This window comes from Butyrivibrio sp. AE3004 (assembly GCF_000703165.1).
GTDB lineage: Bacteria > Bacillota > Clostridia > Lachnospirales > Lachnospiraceae > Butyrivibrio.
Genome location: NZ_JNLQ01000002.1, coordinates 2,813,433 through 2,835,637, shown reverse-complemented (window position 1 = coordinate 2,835,637; position 22,205 = coordinate 2,813,433). Strand labels below are relative to the sequence as shown.

At 42.9% G+C, this 22,205-nt stretch carries 16 protein-coding genes, 4 tRNA genes, 3 rRNA genes and 1 riboswitch; of the genes, 21 read left to right on the top strand and 2 right to left on the bottom strand.

The window, feature by feature from the left end:
* Window positions 1-19 precede the first annotated feature (19 nt).
* From BV60_RS0115225 to BV60_RS0115190, 8 genes are all read left to right on the top strand, one after another.
* Window positions 20-1,003, top strand: a complete 984-nt coding sequence (locus tag BV60_RS0115225) for a glycosyltransferase family 2 protein (protein WP_029323084.1) — start codon at window positions 20-22, stop codon at window positions 1,001-1,003.
* Between the two features lie 27 nt (window positions 1,004-1,030).
* Window positions 1,031-2,434 carry an undecaprenyl-phosphate glucose phosphotransferase gene (locus BV60_RS0115220; protein WP_029323082.1) on the top strand — a complete coding sequence of 468 codons (1,404 nt, stop codon included), beginning with the start codon at window positions 1,031-1,033 and terminating at the stop codon, window positions 2,432-2,434.
* Window positions 2,435-2,511: 77 nt separating this feature from the next.
* Complete coding sequence (locus tag BV60_RS0115215; RefSeq protein WP_051656782.1) at window positions 2,512-3,603, top strand: LCP family protein; 1,092 nt, start codon at window positions 2,512-2,514, stop codon at window positions 3,601-3,603.
* A 57-nt stretch (window positions 3,604-3,660) separates the two neighbouring features.
* Entirely contained in the window at window positions 3,661-4,590 is a 930-nt protein-coding gene (locus BV60_RS0115210) for a glycosyltransferase family 2 protein (RefSeq protein ID WP_029323079.1), read from the top strand.
* A gap of 23 nt (window positions 4,591-4,613) precedes the next feature.
* Window positions 4,614-5,252: a GTP pyrophosphokinase gene (locus BV60_RS0115205; protein WP_029323078.1), complete on the top strand. Its 639-nt coding sequence runs from the start codon at window positions 4,614-4,616 to the stop codon at window positions 5,250-5,252.
* Between the two features lie 321 nt (window positions 5,253-5,573).
* Complete coding sequence (locus BV60_RS21265) at window positions 5,574-6,149, top strand: hypothetical protein (RefSeq protein WP_035777283.1); 576 nt, start codon at window positions 5,574-5,576, stop codon at window positions 6,147-6,149.
* A 3-nt stretch (window positions 6,150-6,152) separates the two neighbouring features.
* A complete protein-coding gene (locus BV60_RS0115195) occupies window positions 6,153-7,730 on the top strand; it encodes a M23 family metallopeptidase (RefSeq protein ID WP_029323076.1) in 1,578 nt (525 codons plus the stop codon).
* 113 nt (window positions 7,731-7,843) lie between these two features.
* The gene (locus BV60_RS0115190; protein WP_029323074.1) at window positions 7,844-9,136 is read left to right on the top strand and encodes a UDP-N-acetylglucosamine 1-carboxyvinyltransferase; all 1,293 of its coding nucleotides are present in this window, start codon (window positions 7,844-7,846) and stop codon (window positions 9,134-9,136) included.
* A gap of 85 nt (window positions 9,137-9,221) precedes the next feature.
* Here BV60_RS0115190 and BV60_RS0115185 read toward each other — a convergent pair whose 3' ends face one another.
* Together BV60_RS0115185 and BV60_RS0115180 are read right to left on the bottom strand one after the other, a co-directional pair.
* A complete protein-coding gene (locus BV60_RS0115185; protein WP_029323072.1) occupies window positions 9,222-10,301 on the bottom strand; it encodes an HD-GYP domain-containing protein in 1,080 nt (359 codons plus the stop codon).
* Window positions 10,302-10,435: 134 nt separating this feature from the next.
* On the bottom strand, window positions 10,436-11,203 hold the full coding sequence (locus BV60_RS0115180) for an ECF transporter S component (protein ID WP_029323070.1): 768 nt from the start codon (window positions 11,201-11,203) through the stop codon (window positions 10,436-10,438).
* Between the two features lie 114 nt (window positions 11,204-11,317).
* A riboswitch (FMN riboswitch) is annotated at window positions 11,318-11,447 on the bottom strand.
* A 92-nt stretch (window positions 11,448-11,539) separates the two neighbouring features.
* Between BV60_RS0115180 and tsaE the strand changes: the two genes are divergently transcribed.
* The 13 genes from tsaE to BV60_RS0115115 all read left to right on the top strand — a co-directional run bounded on the left by tsaE (window position 11,540) and on the right by BV60_RS0115115 (window position 22,152).
* Window positions 11,540-11,980, top strand: coding sequence for a tRNA (adenosine(37)-N6)-threonylcarbamoyltransferase complex ATPase subunit type 1 TsaE (tsaE, locus tag BV60_RS0115175; protein WP_029323068.1), 441 nt, complete (start codon window positions 11,540-11,542; stop codon window positions 11,978-11,980).
* 3 nt (window positions 11,981-11,983) lie between these two features.
* Window positions 11,984-13,228, top strand: a complete 1,245-nt coding sequence (gene tsaB / locus BV60_RS22815) for a tRNA (adenosine(37)-N6)-threonylcarbamoyltransferase complex dimerization subunit type 1 TsaB (protein ID WP_029323067.1) — start codon at window positions 11,984-11,986, stop codon at window positions 13,226-13,228.
* Window positions 13,221-14,150: a ribonuclease Z gene (locus tag BV60_RS0115165; protein ID WP_029323065.1), complete on the top strand. Its 930-nt coding sequence runs from the start codon at window positions 13,221-13,223 to the stop codon at window positions 14,148-14,150. The genes tsaB and BV60_RS0115165 overlap by 8 nt, the downstream gene beginning before the upstream one ends.
* Before the next feature lie 53 nt (window positions 14,151-14,203).
* Window positions 14,204-14,794: a DUF6715 family protein gene (locus tag BV60_RS0115160; RefSeq protein ID WP_029323063.1), complete on the top strand. Its 591-nt coding sequence runs from the start codon at window positions 14,204-14,206 to the stop codon at window positions 14,792-14,794.
* Between the two features lie 64 nt (window positions 14,795-14,858).
* Complete coding sequence (gene tsaD, locus BV60_RS0115155; protein WP_029323061.1) at window positions 14,859-15,941, top strand: tRNA (adenosine(37)-N6)-threonylcarbamoyltransferase complex transferase subunit TsaD; 1,083 nt, start codon at window positions 14,859-14,861, stop codon at window positions 15,939-15,941.
* Entirely contained in the window at window positions 15,928-16,653 is a 726-nt protein-coding gene (ispD, locus tag BV60_RS0115150; protein ID WP_242840988.1) for a 2-C-methyl-D-erythritol 4-phosphate cytidylyltransferase, read from the top strand. The genes tsaD and ispD overlap by 14 nt, the downstream gene beginning before the upstream one ends.
* 107 nt (window positions 16,654-16,760) lie before the next feature.
* Window positions 16,761-16,846 (top strand) — tRNA-Ser (locus tag BV60_RS0115145).
* Between the two features lie 38 nt (window positions 16,847-16,884).
* Window positions 16,885-16,973 (top strand) — tRNA-Ser (locus BV60_RS0115140).
* A gap of 183 nt (window positions 16,974-17,156) precedes the next feature.
* Window positions 17,157-18,701, top strand: a 16S ribosomal RNA gene (locus BV60_RS0115135).
* Between the two features lie 63 nt (window positions 18,702-18,764).
* Window positions 18,765-18,882, top strand: a 5S ribosomal RNA gene (gene rrf / locus BV60_RS0115130).
* Window positions 18,883-18,896: 14 nt separating this feature from the next.
* Window positions 18,897-18,970: transfer RNA gene (locus BV60_RS0115125), tRNA-Ile, on the top strand.
* Window positions 18,971-18,993: 23 nt separating this feature from the next.
* Window positions 18,994-19,066 (top strand) — tRNA-Ala (locus BV60_RS0115120).
* Between the two features lie 228 nt (window positions 19,067-19,294).
* Window positions 19,295-22,152: ribosomal RNA gene (locus tag BV60_RS0115115) — 23S ribosomal RNA — on the top strand.
* Together the 16S, 23S and 5S rRNA genes with 4 tRNA genes alongside form the textbook arrangement of a ribosomal RNA operon.
* Window positions 22,153-22,205: the final 53 nt, after the last annotated feature.

Genomic DNA, 22,205 nt, shown 5'->3' with positions numbered 1-22,205 from the left:
CGGAGGATAATGACTATTGGTGAACAGTAAGGCTACTATTGTTATTCCAAATTATAACGGTGCCAAATACCTTGATGCGTGTCTTAGAAGCCTTAAGAAACAGACAGTAACAAGTAAGGTTATTATTGTTGACAATGGCTCTACCGACGGTGGGATCAAACTGCTAAGGGATAGCATAGTTAAACATCCTGACAGGTATCCTCAAGTGGAAATAAAAGAGCTTTCTGAAAACACAGGCTTTGCAAATGCGGTTAATGTCGGTATCAAACAGGCTGAAACAGAGTTTGTGATACTTTTAAACAATGATACCGTTTCGGAAACAAAAATGACTGAGGCTTTGCTTTGGACAATTATGGATGATGACAGAATCTTTTCTGTTCAGGCCAAAATGCTCCAGATGAAGGAACCTCATTGTATAGATGACAGTGGTGACCTGTACAGTGCACTTGGATGGGCTTTTTCACCGGGAAGAGATAAAGAAAAGACTGCTTATAACAAAAGAACACGTATAACATCTGCATGCGCCGGAGCGGCAATCTACAGAAAAGCGGTGTTTGAGGAAATCGGTTATTTTGACGAGGCACACTTTTGTTATCTTGAAGATGTGGACGTTGGCTATAGGGCAAGAATATATGGCTACAGAAATATTTACGAACCCACTGCGATAGTTTATCATGCAGGCAGCGGAACAAGCGGATCAAGATACAATGTTTTTAAGGAAGAGTTGACTGCCGGGAATAACCTGTATTTTCTTTACAAGAATATGCCGGCTGTACAGCTTATTATCAATCTTCCTCTTCTTATTTTGGGGATTGTAGTAAAACAAATATATTTTGCAAAAAAAAGGCTTGGTATGGCATATTTTAAAGGTCTTATCAGCGGAATAAATAAAATTATCCATAACACAGACAAGAAAGTGAAATTTCAAAAGCAGAACATAAAAAACTATGTTATGCTCGAGTGTGAGCTGATTTTTAACTGTGTTCGCAGACTTGTTGGATAAAATAAAATGTTATAGAATGAAATAGATATGATTAAAGATAATCAAAAAAACCTGAACATGCTGCACGTCGCTGGGGACGGCATTATTGTGGCCTGTTCCTATATGCTGGCTTTTTATCTGAAATTTGAATCACCTTTTTCAGAGCCGGAGGGAGGCTACCTTTCAATGGGGACATATTTTACTGCCCTCTATTTTCTGGTGCCTGCATATATGGTTCTCTACAATATGTTAAACCTATATACGCCTCGCCGTGCGACAAGAATGAGATATGAGCTTTATAATATCCTGAGGGCAAATGTTATCGGCCTTATAGGCTTTTTTGTTGCCCTGTTTATGATAAAACAGGTTGATTTCTCCCGTACCATGATAATCATGTTTGCGGTTATAAACGTGATTCTTATGAGTGTATCTAGACTTTTGCTTCGCAGATTCCTGCGCTACATCAGAAGAAAAGGATACAATCTTAAACATATTCTTCTTGTAGGCTATTCCAGAAGTGCAGAAGGCTATATCAGCAGGATCAATAATAATCCGCAGTGGGGATATGTGGTAAGCGGTATACTCGATGATACGGTTCCTCTTGGCACAACATACCACGGAGTAAAGGTTATTTCCAAAATAAAAAAGCTGAAGGAACTCCTCGAAGAGAATGAATACGATGAAATAACAATAACTCTTCCTTTGGACAGATACGACAGATTGGAAGAGCTTGTAGATACATGTGAAAAATCAGGTGTCCATACTAAATTTATACCGGATTATACAAGTCTTTTCCCGAGTAATCCATATACAGAGGATATTATGGGGCTTCCGGTTATCAGTATAAGATATGTACCGTTGACAAATGCTTTCAATGTTTTGATCAAGCGTATCGTTGATATTATCGGATCAATCATTGCTATTATTATTTTCTCACCGGTAATGCTTGCTGCTGCGATTGCGGTTAAGATGTCAAGTCCCGGACCTATAATATTTAAGCAGGAGAGAGTCGGACTCCATGGACAGAGCTTTATGATGTATAAGTTCAGGACCATGAAGATGCAATCTGAGAAGACTGAGAAGAAAGGCTGGACAACAAAGAATGATCCAAGAGTGACAGGAATAGGAAGGTTTTTGAGATCTCACAGCATTGATGAGCTTCCTCAGCTGTTCAATATTCTATTGGGAGATATGTCGCTTGTTGGACCAAGACCGGAGAGACCGCAGTTTGTTGAAAAGTTCAGACAGGAAATTCCAAGGTACATGGTAAAACACCAGGTAAGACCCGGACTGACCGGCTGGGCACAGATCAACGGTTACAGAGGCGATACTTCAATAAGAAAACGAATTGAATTTGATATATATTATATTGAAAACTGGTCATTTGAATTTGACATAAGAATTTTGATCGGTACTATTTTCCACGGCTTTATAAATAAGAATGCATACTGATTTAATTTGCTTGTATAATTGTCTGATTTGTGGCAAAATAGGGCAATGGAAAACAAAAGTTAAAGGAGAATTTTGATATGTCTGATCGCAGGAGTGGAAACTCAGGCAGAAGAGGCAGAAAGAAGAATACAAAGAGAGCACTTATTATTTTTGGAGTAGAAATTGTTGTTCTTCTGATACTTCTATTTATAGTTTGGACTTTGTTCGGAAGAATCAAGGTTGATAAAGTAGGCAAAGTTAATCTTGATGAGAAGGTTATCGCTGAAAGCGTAAACACCGGTGTTGAAGAAAATGAGCAGATGACAGGATATACTAATTTGGCTCTTTTTGGTGTAGACTCCCGTGAAGGTGATCTTGCTAAGAATACCAGAAGTGATACTATTATGATCGCTTCCATAAATAACGCTAACGGTGATATTAAGCTTGTATCTGTATATCGTGATACATATCTTAACCTTAGTAATGATACATATACCAAGTGCAACGCTGCATATATGGCAGGTGGTCCGGAGCAGGCTATTTCCATGCTTAATATGAATCTTGATATGGATATCACAGATTTTGTGACAATAGGATTCGGTGGACTTACAGATGTTATTGATGAGCTCGGTGGTGTTGAGATTAATATTGAGGAGAATGAGATTACACACCTCAATAACTATCAGTCCACCATGGCAGAGGAGCTTGGCAAGAAATATACACCTGTTACACAGACAGGTATGCAGACGTTAGATGGTCTTCAGGCTACTGCTTATTGCCGTATCAGATATACTGCCGGTGATGACTTTAGAAGAGCTGAGAGACAGAGAACAGTACTTATGGCTATCCTTGAGAAAGCTAAGACTGTAAATATTTCAGAACTTGAAAATGTTGCAAATAAAGTATTCGGAGAAACATATACTTCTCTTGGACTTGAGGATATAATTAAATTATTGGGAAATGTTACCAACTATAATGTTGTAGCAAATGATGGTTTCCCTGTGGCTGAAATGAGAGCGACAGGTACAATCGGTAAGAAGGGAAGTTGTGTAATCCCTGTAAATCTTGCTTCTAACGTTAAGTGGCTTCACGAGTTCCTCTTTGAGGATACAGACTATCAGGTATCTTCAAGTGTTGAAAATTATAGTCAGAAGATTGCTGCTGATACGGATGAGTATCTTGACAGATAGACAGTTTTGAAGCTTAGCCCCGGCATCAGCCGGGGCTTATTTTTTTGAAGGATTAATATGCAGACAGTAGATGTAATAATACCAACATACAGACCGGGACCGGAGCTTTCAATGCTCATTGATGAGCTTGAAAAGCAGGCGTACAGACCGGAGAAGATAATAATAATAAATACAGATAAGCAGCATCTTGTTGAAAGAAAAGATGCTATGGATACAATTGCCAAGTATGACAATATAATTGTCCATCATATTACCAAGAAAGAATTTGATCATGGAGAAACCAGAAACTTAGGTGTTAGCATGTCTGATGCCGACTGCTTTCTTATGATCACGCAGGATGCGGTTCCCAGAGATTATCTGCTTATTTCCAACCTAATTAAGGCACTGGAGGATCCGCAGGTTGCGGCGGCATATGGAAGACAGTATCCCAAAAGTGATTGTAATCTCGCAGAACGTTATTCCAGAAAGTTTAATTATCCTACAGAGGCAATGCGCAAAACTATCAAGGACCTTCCGAGGCTTGGCATAAAGACATTTTTCTGCTCTAATGTTTGCGCAATGTATAGAAGAGATGTGTTTAATAAAGTAGGTGGATTTTTGCACAAAGCTATTTTCAATGAAGACATGGTTTATGCCGGGAATGCAATGTATCAGGGGTATGCCATATGCTATGTACCTGATGCAGGGGTAATTCATTCACATAATTATTCATGTGCGCAGCAATTCCACAGGAACTTTGACCTTGGAGTATCTCAAACTGATCATCCGGAAATCTTTTCAGGTATAAAATCAGAATCCGAAGGCAAGAGAATGGTAAGAGATACAATCAGGCACTTCAGGCACATTGGTAAATTTTACCTTGTTCCGCATTATGTGATAATGTGCGGATTCAGATTTGTTGGTTACAGAATGGGAAGGCATTATAAAAAACTGCCCAAAGGTCTTGTCAGAGCATGTTCCATGAACAAGAGTTACTGGGATAAGTAAGAGTCGTTTAGGGGGGAGTATATATGGAATCCAGATTCTCGGATGGAGATATAAAAAGCTGGGAGGAAGTAAGTCTTTTGTATAATTCTGCACTTAAGCAGATAAATACAAAAATAGAGATTTTGAATGATGAGTTTCAGGAGGTACACAGATACAATCCTATTGAACATATAAAGTCCAGGATAAAGACTCCTGAGAGCATTGTTAAGAAGCTAAGACGTCATGGCTACGAGTCTACACTTGAGAACATGATGAAATATATTAACGATATAGCCGGGATAAGAATAATCTGTTCTTTTACTTCTGATATTTATCGTATAGCTGACATGATCAGTAATCAGCAGGACATTAAGGTGCTTACGATCAAGGATTACATTATGAATCCTAAGACAAGCGGATACAGAAGCTATCATATGATAGTTGCGGTTCCTGTTTATTTGTCTGACCATAAGGCAGAAGTAAAAGTAGAGGTTCAGATACGTACTGTTGCGATGGATTTTTGGGCAAGCCTTGAGCACAAGATACAATACAAATTTGAAACAAAAGCGCCTGCAAATATCAAGGCGCAGTTATTTGAGTGTGCAAAAATGGTTGCTGAGCTTGATGACAGGATGTTGTCTTTGAATGAAGAAATCCAGGCAATAACACTGCAGAATGAGTGATCTGCTGCATGTTTAAGCCATTAATGAGGAGTGCCCAGGCACCTCTCGGCACCCGGGCTATTATGAAAAAATTTATCTATCTTTCGGAGCTACTTTAGAGCTTCGCCAATGAACCTTGTTTTCCTTTGGTTCTGTATAATTATAACAATCAAATATTAACAAAATATGAACAAAATTTAAACTAGACGTTAATATAGACAAAAGAGCATTGGAAATTAAACCATTATTGTGCGAAATGCATAAATAATGTAATCTTAATAAAAGAGTTACATAGGAAAAGATAAAAATGAAGTATAAATATATGTATTGACGGGAGGGGATATGGATAATATAATGGGTAAACTTGCTGAAAAGATTAGTGCACAGGAAATAATAAAGGCCAATACGGCGGCTGAAGCAGCACACAGAGAACAGATTGAAAACCAGAACAGGCAATATGAGGAAGAAATTAATGTTCTTCGTCAAAATGCCCAAAAAATGGAAAGCCGCCTTGATGACATTGAAGATGTTTTGAAAGAATTAAAAACCGGCAAAACAGAAGCCGATGCCAATGTGCAGGAGCTTGACAATGCTATCAGGGAACTTAAGGACAATCTGAGTGATCGATTAAACAAGAGCGACGAAGCTACTCATGAAGTTGGTGTGCGTATTTACAGAAATGTTCAGGCTTCCGTGATAGACGAACAGAAAAAGCAACTCGATGAAATAAAAGAAGATTTAAGGAAGCAGATGGAATCTATAAGGGCTGAGTTTACTGTACTTGTAAGACAGCTGGATTCAATGCAGAGGGCAAACAGGGCAAAAAACAGGGGCATAATGCCTTTGACTGTAATTATACTTCTTGCAACCATAGCCAATCTGGCTCTGCTTATCCTGAGAATTATGGGCTTGGTTTAAAAAATGAGATTGTTACGTCATAAGAAAAATCGAATCGGAATATTGCAAGGTACTGCACTTGCTGCATGTACATGGATTGTTTTTATTTTACCGGTATTTTCACCTATAGAGAATTCGGGAGACAATATTTTTACAGTTTCATTGGATGGTGTTGAGGTAGGTACACTTTCTTCAAGGCAGGCTGCTGAGAAATGCCTTAGAGAGGCCAGAAGGCAACTCGCAACTGAAAATGATGAACTTGTACTTGCTAATGCGGATTTATCGTTGGAAGGCAAGGAAGTTCTTTTTGGTGAGGTTGACTCAAAAAAAGCAGTAAAAGCCAGAATGCTCGATGTGCTGAGGCAAAATATTTCATCAACACTTGAGAGATCCTATACTGTAAAAATCAATAAATATTCGGTTAATTTGGCAAGTAAAGATGACGTATTTACACTTCTTGGAGAGGCTCTAGGTAAATATGATACTGAAGGAGTATATAAAGTAGATCTTGTGACAGATCCCACAAGAGAAGTAAATGTACTCACTTCGCAGGTAGTATCGGTTGAGGAGGCCAGAAAGGAAGAGCAGGAGATAAAGCTCCCGGAGGCCGGTATTGATATGGCTATTTCCGAGGTGTTTAAAAAGATTAAACCGCTTATCGAAGAGAAAAGCTTTGATGATTATAAACTAGGACTGGAGTCGATAGATTTCGGCGATAAGGTGGAGGTTGTTGAAAGCTATCTGCCATCATCAGAGATTACAGATATTCAGACTGCAATAGATGAGGTTACAAAGGATCAGGAGACCAACCAGATTTATGAGATAAAAGCAGGCGATACTCTCGGAACTATTGCTGAGGATTTCGGTATTCCCATGAATGAGCTGATTGCCATTAATGAAACTATTGAAAATGAGAATTCCACGATCCGTACCGGTGATGAAATCATAGTAACGGTTCCTGAGCCGGAGCTTTCTGTTGTTTATACAAAGCAGCAGTATTATGAAGAGGACTACGAGGCAGATGTTATATACAGGGATAATGATTCCTGGTATACCACTCGAACGGAGGTTGTTCAGGAACCTTCGGACGGACACAGAAAAGTTGTAGCAAAGGTCTCCTATGTGAATAACAGTGAAGTAGGGCGAGACATTCAAAAAGAGGAAGTTACCTATGAGGCTGTTCCGAAAATTGTGGAAAGAGGAACAATAGTACCGCCTACATATATTAAGCCTATTTCAGGTGGCAGACTGTCTTCAGGATTTGGAAGACGAAGTGCACCGACGAAGGGCGCAAGCTCCTATCACAAGGGAATTGACTGGGCTACTCCTGTAGGTACTGCAGTTATGGCATCCAATGCCGGTGTAGTTACAAGAGCAGGCTGGGGTAGAGGATATGGATATGTTATTTATATAAGCCATTCTGACGGCAGAGAGACAAGATACGGACATTTGTCAAAGATACTTGTTAAGCCCGGACAATCGGTTTCACAGGGGCAAAAAATAGCACTTAGCGGAAATACGGGTGTAAGTACCGGAGCGCATATTCACTTTGAAATACTGATAAACGGATCTCAGGTAAATCCGCTTAACTACCTTGATTAAAGCTGTTCATTTTACAAACGTGTTAATTTGTGGTATAACATTACCCGTTAAAGTGTTTAGGGGAGAAAGTTAATCAACTAGAGATTCACGAAAGTGTGAATAAATAGGATATTATGGAAAAATATGTGATTAAAGGTGGTTCGCCACTTGTAGGAGAAGTCGAAATCGGAGGAGCTAAAAATGCTGCACTTGCAATTCTGGCAGCTGCTTCAATGACTGATGAGACTGTATATATTGATAATATGCCGGATGAAGCTGACACTAATGTTATGCTTCAGGCTATGGAGAGCATTGGCGTGCTGATCAACAGAACAGGACGTCACTCAGTTACAATTAATGCCTCTCAGGTTAAGTCATTTAAAATTGAAAATGAATTTATCAAGAAGATAAGAGCATCATACTATATGCTTGGTGCGTTCCTTGGAAAGTATAAAAATGCAGAGGTTGTGCTTCCCGGAGGATGTAACATAGGTCTTAGACCTATCGATCAGCATATAAAGGGATTCACTGCTCTAGGAGCTAATGTTATGATTGAGCATGGTATAATCAGTGCCCGTGCGGACAAGCTTATTGCCAATCATATTTACCTTGATATTGCAAGTGTTGGCGCTACGATCAATATTATGATGGCAGCTTCCATGGCTGAAGGTAAGACTATCGTTGAGAATGCGGCAAAGGAACCTCATGTAGTTGACGTTGCAAACTTCCTGAATAGTATGGGAGCTGATATCAAGGGCGCAGGAACTGATATTATCCGTATTAGAGGTGTGGAGAAACTTCACGGTACTGAGTACACCATAATTCCGGATCAGATTGAGGCCGGAACATTTATGATGGCTGCTGCAGCGACGAAAGGTGATGTCACGATCAAGAATGTTATTCCCAAGCATTTGGAGTCCATAAGTGCCAAGCTTATTGAGATGGGATGCCAGGTACTTGAATCCGATGATGCAGTCAGAGTTGTCGCTACAAAGCGTATGAAGAATGTACACGTTAAGACACTACCGTATCCCGGATATCCTACTGATATGCAGCCGCAGATAACAGTTGTTCTTGGCCTTGCTAGTGGAATAAGTCTTGTTACCGAATCATTGTTTGAGAATCGTTTCAAATATGTTGATGAACTTACCAGAATGGGAGCAAGTATCAAGGTTGAAGGCAGTACCGCCATTATTGAAGGTGTTGATCAGTATACCGGAGCTGAGGTTGCTGCACCGGACCTTCGTGCAGGAGCGGCTCTTGTCATAGCGGGACTTACTGCAGATGGTTTCACGACCGTAGAGGATATAAAATATATTGAACGTGGATATGAGGACTTCGATGTTAAACTTCGTGAACTCGGAGCTCAGATTGAGAAGATTGATTCAGACAGAGACTTACAGAAATTTAAACTTAAATTTGCCTGAAGTCATCATTGAATTATTATAGATTAGCAATTAATAGATATTAAAAACGTCGCATTCTGAATGCGACGTTTTTTGTTTAGATAAACTATAATATTTCCTCAATAAATAATTCAGGATGTTGAGTGAGGTCCAGATAATCATTGTCAATTTTAATTGTGGGTTTACTAAGATGCGCTCTGTTGATAAAAATTATCTCACCCTCGCGGCCGTCATTCAACCTTACTCTGTTTAGAAGATATGTGTTAACGATGTTTTGCAGAAAGGTCATAATGGCGTTGGTATCATATTTTTGAAGCCCTTCGGACTCGAATATTTCGATAGCTATAAAAGGACAAAGAGGATCTCTGTATACACGTGCAGAAGTCATCGCGTCATAAACATCTGCAATGGACACACATTTGGCGAAAAAATCAATCTGAGGTCCTTTTAAATGGCAGGGATAGCCTGAACCATCGCAGCGCTCATGATGCATAAGCGCTGCATTTTTTACGTGGTCACTAAGATCGAGGTCTGTAAGAATCAGATAACCTTGAGCAGGGTGTGTCTGTACTACAGAATATTCATCATTGGTAAGTATAGAAGGTTTTGTTATTATTTCATTTGGAATCAGAAGTTTGCCTATATCATGAAGTAATCCGGCCTCTGTAAGGGTTAGGATATCCTCTTCGCTCATTTTTAGCCATTGACCGAGGATATTGCAGATCATGGCAACACTAATACAATGTACATAAGTAGCATCATCATAGCTTCGAAGGCTATGAAGCATATCCAAAAGATTAGAGGAACTGCTTCCTTTACGTAAAAGACCATATATGGGCGAAATTATGGCATCAATGTCAAAGTGCTCTTTGTCATTGATAAGTTCTTCAATTCCGGCCTTGAATTTTGTTGCACAGTTTTCAAAATCTTTTTTGAATTCAATGAATTCTGCGGTTTGTCTCAGGCTTGCAGCATATGATCTGTTGTTGTTATCTTGCGGTGTAAGCAGGTCTTCGGATGGATCTTCCACAAGAACATTCAGAACAGAATAGAAAGACAGCTTAGTGATGGTCTGATTATCAAGAACACATCCTTTTGGTAATATCAGCTGGTTGTTATCATGAGCATACACGTTATCCGACAAAACCATGCCGGGAACCAATTTTTTTGTAATCAACCTTTTCATAAAGAAGGCGCCTCATTGACAGTTATTAGTGACCAAAGATATAGATTAATCTTAGAAGTCACATGTATAAAAGTCAATAAAGACGCCATTTTTATGCTATAAAAAAACGATAAAGAATATATAAATTGAAATGCTTATGCTTCAGATTCTGCTTCTCTTTTTCTGTCGGGAACCAAGGAGGTATTTTTTAAAACCGGACTGAGCTTTTTGTAAACGAGTACTGTTATTCCACTGAGAACACCACCTTTTAAAAGATTTATAGGAGCTACAGCAAAAAGCACAAATGTAAACATATTGTTGATTGCGGGATTTATAGCTGTTCCCATACCTATAAGAGCATCAAGTGGCATACCGTAAAGCTTTGCAAAGGCCGGAAGCAGATAGAAGGCATTCAGTGAACTTCCAACAATGGTGATTATCATAGTAGCTGCCAGACATGATATAAATGCAGTCTGACGATTTTTCCTGAAAATGTAAATGATGGAAGCCGGGAGAACATAGCTGCATCCCACTATGAAGTTTGCAAGTTCTCCGATAAAAGCTGTCTGAGTACCGTTTATAATTAGATTGAGCAGAATTTTTATGAATTCTATCATAACACCGGTCATGGGACCGAAAGCAAAGCCTCCGATTACTGCAGGAAGATCGGAAAGGTCAAGCTTGTAAAAACTTGGTGCAAAAGGCATCGGAATTTCAAAAAGCATAAGTATTGCGGATATAGCTGAGAAAATACCGATTATTACGATTTTTCTTGTGTTCATGCCGGGATTTTCAGTGCCTGACTTTTTTGCTACATAATTTTCAGCCAGCCTGGCTGCGATAAATGTTACTGCAATGAGTAAAACAAAAATCACAACAATAAGTGAGTTCTCTGCGATTGATGCTATTAAGTTGTTTTTCATGGTGTTTAATTCCTCCTGATTATTGTCGGGGAGGAGAATGATCAGACTACGAACGCTCTACCTTAGAAAACAAAAACGAATCAACAAGAATGCTGATTCGGGACAAAAATAAAACGTCATCTTCTATCATCCAGACTATACTGTCGGTTTTGGAATTTCACCAAATCGGCCGCAAGAGCGGTTCGCGGACTTCTGAAATACAGTCACCGCCGGTAGGGAATTACACCCTGCCCCGAAGATTATTTTTCTAGATTTATTATATAGCAGTAATAATCTTCGTCAATACCTTTTATAGAGCGACTTGCTTTTTTTTTACTGCTGGAATATTCTGATAATATGAATACAATATTAGAAACATACTCAGCGGAGGAAACCTTCGCATTTGGAAAACGAATAGGCGAAACAGCTGCGCCCGGATCGGTATATACACTGATCGGGGATCTTGGAGTTGGTAAGACTGTCCTGACTCAGGGAGTTGCAGCAGGATTGGGAATTGAAGGCCCTGTTAACAGTCCTACATTTACAATACTTCAGGTTTATGATGAGGGTAGAATCCCGTTCTATCATTTTGATGTCTACAGAATCGGAGATGTCAGTGAGATGGATGAGATAGGATACGAGGATTATTTTTACGGACAGGGATTGTGCTTCATAGAGTGGGCAAATCTTATTGAAGAAATATTACCTGAAAAATACATGGAAATACGTATTGAAAAGGACCTTAAGAAAGGAACAGACTATCGTCGAATTACCCTTAGCACGATAGATAAGAGATAAAATATGAAAATACTTGCGCTAGATACATCAGGGCTTGTGTGCAGCGTTGCAGTCATGGAGGATGACAGACTACTCTCTGAATTCTCAATTCAACATAAGATAACCCATTCAGAATTGCTTCTTCCTATGATGGAGGAAATAAAAAAAAGAATTTCACTTGATCTTAAAACAATAGATGCGGTGGCAGTTTCGGCAGGTCCCGGCTCATTTACGGGACTAAGAATAGGATCAGCTACTGCCAAGGGACTTTGTCTTGCTATGGACAAACCTCTTATTGCCGTGCCTACACTTGATGCAATGGCATATCAGTTTTACGGAAGTGAATACGTGATTTGTCCGATGATGGATGCCAGAAGAAATCAGGTATACACCGGAATTTATTCATTTGTTCCCGAAAAGGAAAATGAAAAGTACAAAGAAACTTATTTTTCAATGAAAATAATAAAAAGCCAGGAAGCTGTTTCTGTGCAGGAAATAGCTGCAGAGCTGAACATGCTCGGAAAGACCGTTATTCTTCTTGGGGATGGAATACCTGTGTACAGGGATCAGCTTGAAGAACTTCTGGAAGTGAACTACATTCTTGCACCTGCACACATGAACAGACAAAGAGCATCTGCCATATCTTCGCTGGCACAGGTTTACATGCGCGAAGGAAAGATTACTGATGCAGACAGCTTTGCACCGGAGTATTTGAGAGCATCACAGGCAGAGCGCGAGGCGACTGAGAAAAAAACAGAAGGTGGAAAAACCGATACAGCCAAGTCTGCAGACAGAAAAAAGAAGGGTGCCGGCGAATCTATTTATATAAGAGATTTAAAGGCAGAAGACATTACAGCGGCAGCAGAGCTTGAAAAGGATAATCTCGGTAAAGAGGCCTGGTCCGAAAAACAGTTACTTGAAGCAAGCACAAGAGATGATACAGTATATATTGTTGCCGAGAAGGCAGGGAATGTTGTAGGATTGTGCGGGGTTCGTAACATTTCCGGTGAGGGAGAGATAACGAATGTCTCAGTTTCAAAAGAGTGCAGAGGAAAAGGCATCGCCTTTTTAATGCTTGATAAGCTCCTGCTTCGTGGGAAGGCTATCGGATGTGAGGCATTTACACTCGAAGTCAGAGCCGAAAATGCTCCTGCAATAGGACTATATGAAAAACTGGGATTTGTAAATGAAGGGGTAAGACCCGGCTTTTACGATGAACCCAAGGATGATGCAATAATATACTGGAAGAGAAATAAAACGAATGATTGATATTTGTCTACTTGGAACAGGCGGAATGATGCCTCTGCCAAACAGATACCTTACTGCACTTATGGTGCGATATAACGGAAAAAGCATACTTGTTGATTGCGGTGAAGGAACACAGATAGCACTAAAAAAGAGCGGATGGAGTCCTAAACCGATAGATATGATATGCTTTACCCATTATCATGCCGATCACATCTCGGGATTGCCTGGGATGCTTCTTACAATGGGAAATGCGGAAAGAACGGAGCCCCTCCTGGTAGTTGGCCCCAAAGGTCTGGAGCGTGTAGTTAAGGCATTAAGGACCATTGCTCCGGAATTGCCGTTTAAGATTGAGTATCATGAAATTACCGAAGAGAGTGATGAACTGACACTTCCGGATATGCCGGAATTCAGAATCAATGCATTTAAGGTAAACCATAATATAACCTGTTACGGATATTCAATGCATTTAGACAGAACCGGCAAGTTTAACGTTGAAGCTGCCAGGGCTAACGGGATTGAGCAAAAGTACTGGAATCCTTTGCAAAAAGGAGAAACCATTCACACTGAGGATGGAAGAACATTTACTCCGGATATGGTTCTTGGGGAAGCACGAAAAGGTATTCATATTACATATGTCACGGATTCAAGACCTACAGAGAGCATAGTTCAATATGCCGAAAAGTCAGATCTTTTCATATGCGAAGGTATGTATGGAGAACCGGAAAAGCTTCAAAAGGCAAAAGAGAACAGACATATGACAATATATGAAGCAGCGGAACTGGCAAAAAGAGCAGATGTAAAAGAAATGTGGCTCACACATTACAGTCCGTCATTGGTTAATCCCAAAGAATACCTGCCAAAGGCGAAAGAAATATTTAATAAAACAATTGCAGCAAAGGACGGCAGAACTGTTACATTAAGATTCGAGGAAGACACAAAATAGGCCATCTGACATCATTTTGTCAGATATAAACAATTGTTTATACAGGAGGAACTATGGACGAGTCTACGAGAAATAGTGTTGTTAAAGCAATAGTGCTGATGATTTTGGCAGCAATTGTCGGCGTGGCGATTTTTGTGGTGATAACAAGAAACTCATCGAAAACAAATGATACGACCGAAGAAATTGAATTAACCGAGGTACAGAAGATCACCACTATAGATTTGTCCAAGAGCTATCCCAAGACTCCGCCTACTGTAGTTGATCTCTACGCGCGTATAATGAAAGTATTGTATAAACAGACATATACCGATGAAGAGTTTGATAAGATGGCTGCAGTCCTTGCGGGAATATTTGATGAGCAGTTTCTTGTTGCGCAGAGTAATTGGCCTTCAGGGCTTAAAAACGAAGTCGACCAGAAGAAAAAAGGCGATTATTCTATTACAAAATATGAGGTGCTTACCTCGGACCTTCAGGAAAAGAGAGATAATGGAGAGGAAATAGCAAATGTTCTGGCAAAGATCAATCTGCGACACGGAACATCAACCACTCCATACAACTATTTATTCGTCCTGCGCAAAGATTCAGAGGGACTCTGGAAAATTATGGGCTGGACAGTTTCGGAAATAACGGATGAAGAGCAGTAAAATTATGGATAATAACAATGTGGAAAAAATAGAGCGCCGTACCGAAGAGGACGGCGTAATATTTATGTCAATAAAAAATGAAGACAGTAATCATGAAAAAAATGAAAAAGATATAACCATTCTTGCCATTGAAAGCAGCTGTGATGAAACTGCAGCTGCAGTTGTAAGAAATGGAAGAGAGGTGCTTTCGAACGTAATATCATCGCAGATAGCCTTACATACTATCTATGGAGGAGTCGTTCCTGAGATAGCATCCAGAAAACATGTAGAAAAGATCAATGGTTGCGTAAGAGCTGCATTAAAAGATGCCAATATGAAGCTGGAGGACATAGATGCGATTGCGGTGACTTATGGTCCTGGATTGGTAGGAGCTCTTCTGGTAGGTGTTTCGGAAGCGAAAGCTCTTAGCTTTGTCACGGGAAAGCCTCTCGTAGGTGTTCACCATATTGAAGGCCATATATGTGCAAACTATATTGAAGATAAGGAATTACAGCCTCCTTTTATGTGCCTTGTGGCATCCGGAGGACATTCACACCTGGTTTATGTAAAAGATTACGGTGAATATGACATCATAGGCCAGACCAGAGATGATGCAGCAGGAGAAGCATTTGACAAAGTTGCAAGAGCAATCGGGCTTGGATATCCCGGAGGACCTAAGGTTGATGCAGCAGCGAAACTTGGAAATCCCGAAGCCATCAGCTTCCCCAGAGCGAAGACTACTGAAAAATCATATGACTTCAGCTTTAGTGGTTTAAAATCAGCCGTGTTGAATTATCTTAATCAGGCCGAAATGAAAGGCGAAGAAGTAAATAAAAATGATGTTGCGGCATCTTTTCAGAAAGCAGTTGTCGATGTACTCACAGAACATACGATGGAAGCCGCAAAAGAATATGGCTGCGACAAAATAGCCATAGCAGGTGGAGTTGCTTCCAACTCGGCACTGAGAGAGCGCCTTGAAAATGAATGTCAAAGCAGAGGATATACCTTTTTTAGACCGTCACCGGTCCTTTGCACGGATAATGCGGCAATGATCGGCTCAGCCGGGTACTACGAATATCTTAAAGGAGCCAGAAGCGGTATGGATTTAAATGCAGTACCCAATTTACCGCTTGGAAACAGAGAAAGAAGATATCATGGCAGATCTTAAAATGAAAACAACTGCAATTGTACTTGCTGCCGGAAGCGGCAGCAGAATGAAAAGCAATGTAAAAAAACAATACATGGAGCTTGAAGGAAAACCGCTCATTTTATATGCGCTTGAAGCATTTGAAAAAAGCTTTATAGATGAGATAATTCTTGTTTTACCGGAAAAAGATATTGAATACGTATCGCGGGAAATCATCGAGCCGCAGAGCTTCAAAAAAATCAAAGCTGTAGTAGCGGGAGGAAATACACGCTATCACAGTGTAAGACTCGGGCTTGAAGCATGTTCTTTAAATACGGAAGCGGTTTTTATTCATGACGGGGCACGTCCCTTCGTTGATAGTGACATACTTGAGCGTGCATTATCGGCTGTAAAAACATATGGTGCCTGTGTGGTCGGCATGCCCGTAAAGGATACGATTAAGCTTGCCGATAAGGATGGCTTTGCAGAGAAGACACCTGATCGGGATCTGACATGGCTTATACAGACGCCACAGGTTTTTTTATACCCTGAAATATTGGAATTGTATGAAGAGCTTGCAAAACGTGAAAATGAATTGCTGGCTGCAAATATTAATATAACTGATGACGCCATGGTTATGGAAACATTGGGAAACCGCAGAGTTAAGCTTGTTGAAGGCTCTTATGATAATATTAAAATCACCACTCCGGATGATATAAATCTGGCTGAATCTATCTTAAAAAGAAAAAAATAAAAAAATTTTAAAAATAATGTTGACAATACATATGCATATGTATATAATAAATTTCGCTGCTGAGGTGTGCGAAACACTTCGAGCGAAAAGCAAATAAATAAATAAATGGAGCGATATCGAAGCGGTCATAACGAGGCGGTCTTGAAAACCGTTTGGCGGCAACGCCACGAGGGTTCGAATCCCTCTCGCTCCGCTAAAATTTAAGAGTGAAGAGATAAGGTCAACACTTTTGCAGAAGTACTCAAGAGGTTGAAGAGACACCCCTGGAAAGGGTGCAGGTCGTTAATAGCGGCGCGAGGGTTCAAATCCCTCCTTCTGCGTTCCTCATCGGTTATACAGATGAGATGCACATTGACAATGAAATAGTAATGCAACCCTGAAAATTCCAAAAAGAATATTCAGAGAACAAAACAAACCTAACAAGGTAAAAACGGACAGAACAAAAGCCAAGCTTAAGTTCTGGTCAGACGAACGAGATCAGGAGAGATCCTGATAGAACATTTAAACGTGAGAGTTCGATCCTGGCTCAGGATGAACGCTGGCGGCGTGCCTAACACATGCAAGTCGAACGGAGAATATACGCTTCCGAGACTTCGGTCAAAGATTGTATATCCTTAGTGGCGGACGGGTGAGTAACGCGTGGGCAACCTGCCTCGTACCGGGGGATAACAGTTGGAAACGACTGTTAATACCGCATAAGCGCACGGTGTCGCATGACACAGTGTGAAAAACTCCGGTGGTACGAGATGGGCCCGCGTCAGATTAGCCAGTTGGTGGGGTAACGGCCTACCAAAGCAACGATCTGTAGCCGGACTGAGAGGTCGGACGGCCACATTGGGACTGAGACACGGCCCAAACTCCTACGGGAGGCAGCAGTGGGGGATATTGCACAATGGGCGAAAGCCTGATGCAGCGACGCCGCGTGAGTGAAGAAGTATTTCGGTATGTAAAGCTCTATCAGCAGGGAAGAAAGACCCTTCGGGGAGATGACGGTACCTGACTAAGAAGCCCCGGCTAACTACGTGCCAGCAGCCGCGGTAATACGTAGGGGGCAAGCGTTATCCGGATTTACTGGGTGTAAAGGGAGCGCAGACGGTGATGCAAGTCTGAAGTGAAACCCCACGGCTCAACCGTGGGCTTGCTTTGGAAACTGTATAACTAGAGTACTGGAGAGGTAAGCGGAATTCCTAGTGTAGCGGTGAAATGCGTAGATATTAGGAGGAACATCGGTGGCGAAGGCGGCTTACTGGACAGCAACTGACGTTGAGGCTCGAAGGCGTGGGGAGCAAACAGGATTAGATACCCTGGTAGTCCACGCGGTAAACGATGAATACTAGGTGTTGGGGGACGAAGTCCTTCAGTGCCGACGCAAACGCATTAAGTATTCCACCTGGGGAGTACGTTCGCAAGAATGAAACTCAAAGGAATTGACGGGGACCCGCACAAGCGGTGGAGCATGTGGTTTAATTCGAAGCAACGCGAAGAACCTTACCAGATCTTGAGATCCTGCTGAATACAGAGTAATGTCTGTAGGCCTTCGGGACAGTAGAGACAGGTGGTGCATGGTTGTCGTCAGCTCGTGTCGTGAGATGTTGGGTTAAGTCCCGCAACGAGCGCAACCCTTGTCCATAGTAGCCAGCAGTAAGATGGGAACTCTATGGAGACTGCCAGGGATAACCTGGAGGAAGGTGGGGATGACGTCAAATCATCATGCCCCTTATGATCTGGGCGACACACGTGCTACAATGTCGTAACAAAGAGAAGCGAACCCGCGAGGGGGAGCAAATCCCAAAAATAACGACCCAGTTCGGACTGTAGGCTGCAACCCGCCTGCACGAAGCTGGAATCGCTAGTAATCGCAGATCAGCATGCTGCGGTGAATACGTTCCCGGGTCTTGTACACACCGCCCGTCACACCATGGGAGTCGGAAATGCCCGAAGCCGGTGACCTAACCGCAAGGAAGGAGCCGTCGAAGGCAGGTCGGATGACTGGGGTGAAGTCGTAACAAGGTAGCCGTAGGAGAACCTGCGGCTGGATCACCTCCTTTCTAAGGAAGAGGAAGAAGTAGGGAGTTGCATTACTGTTTTGTTGCCGGTGGCAACAGAAAAATTCCGGTGGCGATGCGAAAAGGGGAAACACCCGTACCCATCCCGAACACGACGGTTAAGACCTTATCGGCCGAAAGTACTATGCTGGAGACGGCATGGGAGGATAGGTGGCTGCCGGATTTAAAAAAGAAAAAGGGCTTATAGCTCAGCCGGTTAGAGCGCACGCCTGATAAGCGTGAGGTCGGTGGTTCGAGTCCACTTAAGCCCATTACCTAATAAAATAGGTAGACTGGGGGTGTAGCTCAGTTGGGAGAGCACCTGCCTTGCAAGCAGGGGGTCATGAGTTCGAATCTCACCATCTCCACTCAGTCTGAAAAGACTGATAACCGTACCTTGAAAACCGAATACTGAAGAAAACATTTTAATCAGAGAATCCGATTAAAAGACATCGAACGGATCTGCGATCATATGATCAGGATCCGAGATCCAGAAAAAACAATGTAGCAATACATAAACGAGCATATATCGATAACGCTATATCAGATATATGCGGGAACGTGGTTATTAAATGGACCAAAAGTTCTATATAGCTGGTCAAGCTATGTAGGGCGCAGGGCGGATGCCTTGGCACTAAGAGCCGAAGAAAGACGTGATAAGCTGCGAAAAGCTGCGGGGAGTGGCAAATACACTGAGAGCCGCAGATATCTGAATGGGGCAACCCGGCAGGAAGAACTCCTGTCACTGCATGCTGAATACATAGGCATGTGGAGGGAACCCGGTGAACTGAAACATCTAAGTAGCCGGAGGAAGAGAAAACAACCGTGATTCCGTAAGTAGCGGCGAGCGAACGCGGAAGAGCCCAAACCGGGTGCTTGCACCCGGGGTTCGGACTGAATGATCGATGGAGGACGATAGCAGAAAGGTCCTGGAAAGACCTGCCAGAGAGGGTGAGAGCCCCGTAAGCGAAATTGTCCGAAGCGAGTCAGTATCCAGAGTAGGACGAGACACGTGGAACCTTGTCTGAAAGAGCGGGGACCACCCCGTAAGGCTAAATACTCCTTAGTGACCGATAGCGCATAGTACCGTGAGGGAAAGGTGAAAAGGACCCCGGGAGGGGAGTGAAAGAGAACCTGAAACCCTGTGCCTGCAAACTGCGAAAGCTCCTTATGAGAGTGATCGCGTACTTTTTGTAGAACGGTCCGGCGAGTTATGTTATGCGGCGAGGTTAAGGGCCATAGGTCCGGAGCCGGAGGGAAACCGAGTGTGAAGAGTGCGAGAGTCACATAACATAGACCCGAAACCGGGTGATCTATCCATGTGCAGGATGAAGCGGCCGTAAAAGGCTGTGGAGGTCCGAACTCACATCCGTTGAAAAGGGTGGAGATGACGTGTGGATAGGGGAGAAATTCCAATCGAACCCGGAGATAGCTGGTTCTCCCCGAAATAGCTTTAGGGCTAGCCCTGTAGCATGCCATTTGGAGGTAGAGCACTGAATATCCGCGGGGGCTTCACCGCTTACCAAAGATTATCAAACTCCGAATGCCAGTATGGCTGAGCGCAGGAGTCAGACTGTACGAGATAAGTTGGACAGTCAAAAGGGAAAGAGCCCAGATCCACGGCTAAGGTCCCAAAGTGCGTGTTAAGTGGAAAAGGATGTGGGATTTCACAGACAGCTAGGATGTTGGCTCAGAAGCAGCCACACATTCAAAGAGTGCGTAATAGCTCACTAGCCGAGAGGTCCTGCGCCGAAAATTACCGGGGCTGAAACACGACACCGAAGCCTGGGGATTGCAAGTATCTACGGGTACTTGTGATCGGTAGGGGAGCATTCACAGCAGCGTCGAAGTCGTACCGTAAGGAGCGATGGAGCGCTGTGAAGAGAGAATGCCGGAATGAGTAGCGAGATGGAGGTGAGAATCCTCCAGGCCGAATATCCAAGGATTCCAGGGTAAAGCTGATCTGCCCTGGGGAAGTCGGGACCTAAGGCGAGGCCAGACGGCGTAGTCGATGGACAGCAGGTTGATATTCCTGCACCTGATGATATCAGAACTGTGGGGACGCAGGACGAAAGTGTGAGCCGGGAAAGGAAAGACCGGTCCCGCAAGGGGGAACGAAGTAAGAGTAGTGAAGCACATGGACGTACTGCCAAGAAAAGCCACTATTGCGTATCATCAGCCCGTACCGTAAACCGACACAGGTGGATGAGGAGAGGATCCTAAGGCCGGCGGGAGAAGCATTGTTAAGGAACTCGGCAAAATGTCCCCGTAACTTCGGGATAAGGGGAGCCTGCGAGAGCAGGCCGCAGAGAAGAGGCTCAAGCAACTGTTTAGCAAAAACACAGGTCTATGCGAAACCGAAAGGTGAGGTATATGGGCTGACGCCTGCCCGGTGCTGGAAGGTTAAGAGGAGAGGTCAGGGCAACCGAAGCTTTGAATTTAAGCCCCAGTAAACGGCGGCCGTAACTATAACGGTCCTAAGGTAGCGAAATTCCTTGTCGGGTAAGTTCCGACCCGCACGAAAGGCGTAATGATTTGAGCACTGTCTCGGCAATGCACCCGGTGAAATTGAAGTACCAGTGAAGATGCTGGTTACCCGCGCCAGGACGGAAAGACCCCATGGAGCTTTACTCCAGGTTGATACTGGGATTCGGTACTGTATGTACAGGATAGGTGGGAGACTGTGAAGTGATGACGTCAGTTGTCATGGAGTCGCTGTTGGGATACCACCCTTATAGTACTGGGTTTCTAACCAAGGACCGTGAAACCGGTCCGGGGACAATGTCTGCCGGGGAGTTTGACTGGGGCGGTCGCCTCCGAAAGGGTATCGGAGGCGCTCAAAGGTTCCTTCAGAATGGACGGAAACCATTCGCAGAGTGCAAAGGCAGAAGGGAGCCTGACTGTGACACCGACGGGTGGAACAGATACGAAAGTAGGACTTAGTGATCCGGTGGCATGAAAGTGGGATTGCCATCGCTCAACGGATAAAAGCTACCCTGGGGATAACAGGCTTATCACTCCCAAGAGTTCACATCGACGGAGTGGTTTGGCACCTCGATGTCGGCTCATCGCATCCTGGGGCTGTAGCAGGTCCCAAGGGTTGGGCTGTTCGCCCATTAAAGCGGTACGCGAGCTGGGTTCAGAACGTCGTGAGACAGTTCGGTCCCTATCCGGCGCGGGCGTAGGATATCTGAGAGGAGCTGTCCTTAGTACGAGAGGACCGGGATGGACGGACCGCTGGTGTATCAGCTGCATCGCCAGATGCATAAGGCTGGGTAGCCAAGTCCGGAAGGGATAAACGCTGAAGGCATCTAAGCGTGAAGCCCCCCTCAAGATGAGATATCCCTGCATTTTGCAGTAAGACCCCTTAGAGACTATGAGGTAGATAGGCACAAGGTGTAAGCACGGTAACGTGTTCAGCTGATGTGTACTAATAGGTCGAGGGCTTGTCCTAAAAAGAATATAGAACAATAACGGATTGAAGATGAAGTATTCAGTGTTCGGTTT

What these genes read in the sequence shown, in the direction of transcription:
- BV60_RS0115195 (WP_029323076.1), top strand. Translation starts at nt 6,153, where the DNA reads ATGAGATTGTTACGTCATAAGAAAAATCGAATCGGAATATTGCAAGGT.
- tsaE (WP_029323068.1), top strand. Translation starts at nt 11,540, where the DNA reads ATGAATACAATATTAGAAACATACTCAGCGGAGGAAACCTTCGCATTT.
- BV60_RS0115160 (WP_029323063.1), top strand. Translation starts at nt 14,204, where the DNA reads ATGGACGAGTCTACGAGAAATAGTGTTGTTAAAGCAATAGTGCTGATG.
- BV60_RS0115180 (WP_029323070.1), bottom strand. Translation starts at nt 11,203, where the DNA reads ATGAAAAACAACTTAATAGCATCAATCGCAGAGAACTCACTTATTGTT.
- tsaB (WP_029323067.1), top strand. Translation starts at nt 11,984, where the DNA reads ATGAAAATACTTGCGCTAGATACATCAGGGCTTGTGTGCAGCGTTGCA.
- BV60_RS0115165 (WP_029323065.1), top strand. Translation starts at nt 13,221, where the DNA reads ATGATTGATATTTGTCTACTTGGAACAGGCGGAATGATGCCTCTGCCA.
- BV60_RS0115220 (WP_029323082.1), top strand. Translation starts at nt 1,031, where the DNA reads ATGATTAAAGATAATCAAAAAAACCTGAACATGCTGCACGTCGCTGGG.
- BV60_RS0115190 (WP_029323074.1), top strand. Translation starts at nt 7,844, where the DNA reads ATGGAAAAATATGTGATTAAAGGTGGTTCGCCACTTGTAGGAGAAGTC.
- BV60_RS0115210 (WP_029323079.1), top strand. Translation starts at nt 3,661, where the DNA reads ATGCAGACAGTAGATGTAATAATACCAACATACAGACCGGGACCGGAG.
- BV60_RS0115185 (WP_029323072.1), bottom strand. Translation starts at nt 10,301, where the DNA reads ATGAAAAGGTTGATTACAAAAAAATTGGTTCCCGGCATGGTTTTGTCG.
- tsaD (WP_029323061.1), top strand. Translation starts at nt 14,859, where the DNA reads ATGTCAATAAAAAATGAAGACAGTAATCATGAAAAAAATGAAAAAGAT.
- BV60_RS21265 (WP_035777283.1), top strand. Translation starts at nt 5,574, where the DNA reads ATGGATAATATAATGGGTAAACTTGCTGAAAAGATTAGTGCACAGGAA.
- ispD (WP_242840988.1), top strand. Translation starts at nt 15,928, where the DNA reads ATGGCAGATCTTAAAATGAAAACAACTGCAATTGTACTTGCTGCCGGA.
- BV60_RS0115215 (WP_051656782.1), top strand. Translation starts at nt 2,512, where the DNA reads ATGTCTGATCGCAGGAGTGGAAACTCAGGCAGAAGAGGCAGAAAGAAG.
- BV60_RS0115205 (WP_029323078.1), top strand. Translation starts at nt 4,614, where the DNA reads ATGGAATCCAGATTCTCGGATGGAGATATAAAAAGCTGGGAGGAAGTA.